This is a genomic window from Leptothrix toolikensis (SeqCode) (genome assembly GCF_057922285.1).
Window position 1 is genome coordinate 1 of record NZ_JBYSVC010000130.1, and the last position, 4097, is coordinate 4097.

Below are 4097 nucleotides of genomic sequence, written 5' to 3' on the forward strand. Positions count from 1 at the left end.
GCTGAGCGGCGCACCGGCTTGACCAGCGCGGATCGGGTAGAGCGCGAACTTGAGCGTGGCTGAGCCGGCGTTGACCGCCAGCACCCTTTTTTCAGGCATGGGAAAACTCCTTGGGGGCTCAGGGCTGATGGGTCAGGAACCAGTGGGCCAAGATCTTCACCAAACCGGCCGAGGCCTTGCGGGCTGCGGCACCGTCGGCGCGGCTGGTGAGCGCGATGGGCACCTTGGCACCGAGCACGATGCCAGCGGTGGATGCACCGCCCAAGTATTCGAGCTGTTTGGCCAGCATGTTGCCGCTCTCTAGGTCGGGCACCACCAAGATGTCGGCTTGGCCGGCCACGTCGGAGCGGATGCCCTTGCGCTGCGCCGCTTCCAGCGACACCGCGTTGTCAAAGGCAAGAGGGCCGTCGAGGATCGCGCCGGTGATCTGGCCGCGATCGGCCATCTTGCACAGCGCGGCGGCGTCCAAGGTCGAGATCAGTTTTTCGTTGATGGTTTCGACGGCTGAGAGCAGCGCCACCTTCGGGCAAGCCCAGCCCAAGGCGTGGGCCAGTTCAATGGCGTTGGCGACGATGTCGGCCTTCTCGGCCAAGTTCGGGCGGATGTTGAGCGCGGCGTCGGTGATCAAGAGCGGGCGGTCATGCAGCGGGGCGTCGATGTGGAACACGTGCGACATGCGCCGCTTGGTGCGCAGCGCCGCGCAATGGATCACCTCGTGCATCAGCTCGTCGGTGTGCAAGCTGCCCTTCATCAAAGCGGCCACTTCGCCAGCGGCGGCCATGGCCACACCGCGTTGGGCGGCGGCGTGGCTGTGGGCCACGTCTTCGATCTGCAAGCCCGTGAGATCCAAACCGCCCTCAGCCGCCAAGGCTTCAAGGCGCGCTCTTGGGGCGATCAGCACCGGGATGATCAGCCCGAGCTCAGCAGCTTCGACCGCGCCGCGCAGCGATTCGATGTCGCAGGGATGCACCACCGCGCAGCGCACGCTGGGCAAGCTGGCCAAGGGCGCGAGGAAGGCATGCAAGCGCGCATCGGGGTCAAAGATCTGCATGCGCGGCAAGGTGGGCCGGGGCAGGCGGATCTTGCGATCCGGCGCTTTGACCAAAGCCTCACCGCGCAGCACGCCTTCGCCGCGCTGGTTGTTCACTTCGCAGCCCAGCAGCACGTGGTGGTGGCTGCGCTTTTCAAGCACCGTGACCCGCACCGCCAAGGTGTCGCCGATGCGCACTGGGGCGGTGAAGTTGAGCGTTTGGCTGATGTAGATCGTGCCGGGGCCAGGGAACTGTGTGCCCAGCAGCGCCGAGATCAGCCCAGCCGACCACAAACCATGCGCCACCACGCCATGCAAGAAGGTGCCTTCGGCATAGTCCGGGTCCAAGTGGGCCGGGTTGACGTCGCCGCTCAGGGCCGCAAAGGCGGCGATATCCGCTTGGGTGAGGGTGCGCACCAAGCGAGCACTTTGCCCGATTTGCAGCTCGTCGTAAGGGTGGTTTTCGAGCCAATCACTGTTGGTGCTCTTGTCTGTGCTGTTGTCTGTGCTGCTCGACATGGTGCTCGGTGCCGTCACGGTGGGGGTAAAGAGACCCCCATCATAGAAGCTCAGCAAGGGTTTTCCCGTAATTCGGCGAGCAAGCTTTGCCAGCGCGGTTGCAGCTCAGACCAGTGGCGTTGGCGGATGTGGCCGTAGCCGCGCAGCTTGTCGGGCATGCGGGCGATTTCGAGCGCCAAAGCGATGCGATCAGGGTGTCGGCCAAGCTCCAGCAGCACGGCTTCGATGGCGGCGCGGTAGTCGCGGCGCAGTTGCAGCTCCAAGCGCCGCTCGGGGCTGAAGCGGAAGGGGTCAAGCCACGTGCCGCGCACGCCGCGCAGCCCCGCCAGCAGGCGCAAGGCGGTGTGCATCCACGCGCCGTAGCTTCGCTTGACGCTGCCCAGCAAGGGAATGGCCAAGTGATGCACCACGCGGTAGTGGCCCTCGACTTGCGCACGGATCTGGGCCTCAAAGGCGGGGTCGGTCAAGAGCCGCGCGACCTCGAATTCGTCCTTGCTGGCCAGCAGCTTGAACCAGCCGCGCGCCACCGCTTCAGTGAGGCGCGTGGCGTGACCGTGGTCATCGGCGGCTGTGTGCAGGTGCAAGGCCTCCGTGGCGCGCACCCGCTGCACCAGCTCAAGGTAGGTGTCGGCGTAGGCCGCATTTTGGTAAGCGCACAAAAAGGCGTGGTGCTGGGCCATCAGCGCGTCGAGCTTGGGTCGCAGCGCCAGCGTGATCGGCTGCCAGCCGGGGGTGTCAGGCCGGTGTCCATCGGGTTCAACACAGCGCCGACCTTCCTCAAATGCTGCGCTGTTGGCCTCGACTTGGACGCCGTTCAAGGCGATGGCTTGCAAGATGGAAGCGCGCTGCAACGGGATCCAACCCCGCTGCCACGCGTAGCCCAGCAGCATCGGCAGGCTGTAGATCGCGTCCCCCAGCACTTGGCTGGCTTGGGTGTCGGCGTCAAAACCGCTGAGCTGCTCGGCCCCGACCGCTGCCCGCAAGGCGGTTTCGCACGCGGCGTCGGGGTAGTGCCAATCGGCGTCTTGGGTAAAGGTGGCCGTGGGCGTGGCGTGGCGGTTCAAGACGACGTGGGTGCGCCCCAGCGCCATCACGCCCAAGGTGTCGTGCCGGGTCGCGACGATGGCGTCGCCCGCCAGCACCACGTCGGCTTGGCCCAGATCGACCTTGGTGGTGTGGAGCTGGTCGGGTTGGGCGGCGAGTTGCACATGGCTCCACGTTGCCCCGCCTTTTTGCGCCAACCCCGAGGCCTCCTGCACGATCACCGCTTTGTCTTCAAGGTGCGCCGCCATGCCCAGCACTTGACCGAGCGTGATCACCCCCGTGCCGCCGATGCCGGCCACCACCAAGCCCCAAGCCTGGGTCAGCGGCGGCAGGGTGGGTTCGGGCATCGGGGGTGATGAAGGTCGAAGGGTTTGAACGGTTTTCCCCCGAGGTGTCCCGCCCTCGATCGTCACAAAGCTTGGGCAAAAGCCGCGCAGGCAAGAGAAGTCCTTGTTGCAGCTGCTGGGGTTGATGCGCCGTTTGCGGCCGAAGGGGGTTTCGACCGGCTCGATGCTCAGGCAGTTGCTTTGCACCGAGCAGTCGCCGCAGCCTTCGCAAACCGCTGTGTTGATCAGCACCTGCCGGGGGGTTTCGGCTTGCAGGCCACGCTTGATGCGGCGGCGTTTTTCGTTGGCGCAGCTTTGGTCGTAGATCAGCACGGTGCAGCCGGGCAGCTCGCGCAGCTCGCGTTGCAGGGCGTCGAGGGCTTCGCGCGGGTGGATGCGCGTGCCGGGGGCCAGTTGGCGGCGCAGCGCGGGGTCGGCATATTTGGCCGGATCGTCGGTCACGATCACGATCCGGCGCACGCCTTCGGCGTCGAGCTCGCGGCTCATGGCGGCCACGTCCATGCCGCCTTCCACCGCTTGGCCGCCGGTCATCGCCACCGCGTGGTTGAACAAAATCTTGTAGGTGATGTTCACCCCAGCGGCCAAGCTTTGGCGGATGGCGAGCAGGCCGGAGTGGCTGTAGGTGCCGTCGCCCAAGTTGGCAAACACATGTCGCTCGCGGGTGAAGGGCGCTTGGCCGACCCACGGCACGCCTTCTCCGCCCATCTGCGTGAAGGTGCTGGTGCGCCGGTCCATCCACGTCACCATGTAATGGCAGCCGATGCCGGCCAAGGCGCGTGAGCCCTCGGGCACTTGGGTGGAGGTGTTGTGCGGGCAGCCTGAGCAAAACCACGCCGGGCGCTCGCCGGGGCTGTGCTGGCTGGCGTGCTCCAGCTGGCGCTGGCGGGCCTCGATCTGGCTCAAGCGTTCGCTCAAGTGGCGCTCCAAGTCGCGGTCCACCCCGAGGCGGATCAGGCGCTTGGCGATGGCGCGCGCGATCAGGGCCGGGTTCAGATCGGCTTGGGCGCGTAGCAACCAGTGCTGGCTCGGGTCGGCCTGCGACCACTCGCCGCCGCTGTGATCGCCCTCGCTTTCGTCGAACTTGCCCAGCACGTCCGGGCGCACATCGGCGCGCCAGTTGTAGAGCTCTTCTTTGAGCTGGTACTCGATCATCTGGC

The 4097-nt window shown here is 66.3% G+C and carries 2 protein-coding genes; both read right to left on the bottom strand.

Features of this window, described 5'->3' with window-relative positions; translation table 11 throughout:
* Positions 1-118: 118 nt before the first annotated feature.
* On the bottom strand, positions 119-1549 hold the full coding sequence (locus AC3VI7_RS12275; RefSeq protein WP_489671342.1) for a bifunctional enoyl-CoA hydratase/phosphate acetyltransferase: 1431 nt from the start codon (positions 1547-1549) through the stop codon (positions 119-121).
* A gap of 50 nt (positions 1550-1599) precedes the next feature.
* Positions 1600-4097 (bottom strand): indolepyruvate ferredoxin oxidoreductase family protein (locus AC3VI7_RS12280; RefSeq protein WP_489671585.1); only part of this gene is annotated, 2498 nt, incomplete at its 5' end.